General features: G+C 54.9%; 1 protein-coding gene. It reads right to left on the bottom strand.

Going from position 1 to position 614, the window contains the following annotated elements:
* Positions 1-614, bottom strand: a 614-nt coding sequence (locus HKD24_RS15195) for a transposase (RefSeq protein WP_194260974.1), incomplete at both ends; no start/stop codon positions are given.

The raw sequence follows: 614 nt of genomic DNA, 5'->3' as shown, positions 1-614 counted from the left end.
CCGATCCTCATGGTGGCCCGGGTGATACCGACAGTTCGGATGAATAGACCCATTTGCGATTTCTGATCGGCAAAGACGTGCTCGACGCGGGAGCGGATCACCGACTTCCCTGCATTCGATTTCTGGATATGCCGGGGCATCGGCTTGAGCTGCGGTTTTTTGCGATGAACCTTTGAGACAAAGCCCTGCTCCTCCATGAAGTCCTCATTGGCTTTTGAGCGATAAGCAGTGTCTGCCCAGACGCTTGAGGCCGTGTTGGTTTTATCCAGCAGCCCCTCTTTCAATCGCGCACCATCATTGGCGGCGGCATGCGTTGTTTTCCATTTCCGGATGAACCGGTATTTCCGATCGATAGAAATGTGCGATTTATAGCCAAAGAACGGGATGGCGAGGTCACTGGATGGCATGGTTCCATCATCCTGCCGCTTTGCCTTCGTGAACTTCAGCGTCCATCGCGCATGACGGTCCTTGTGCGCCAGCTTTGCAGGTTTGTCCTGCCAGTCTTCTGGAAGACGTCCTGCCCGGAGATCCGCTTTCTCAGCGTTTGTATTGCGCTGCTTTGGAGCAGCCACCAGCGTGGCATCCAGGATCTGGCCTGACATCGGCAGATAACC

Origin of the sequence: Gluconobacter vitians (genome assembly GCF_015244565.1) — a bacterium.
Lineage (GTDB): Bacteria > Pseudomonadota > Alphaproteobacteria > Acetobacterales > Acetobacteraceae > Gluconobacter > Gluconobacter vitians.
Note: the sequence above shows the minus strand (reverse complement) of the source record. Positions and strands in the feature narration are given on the sequence as shown.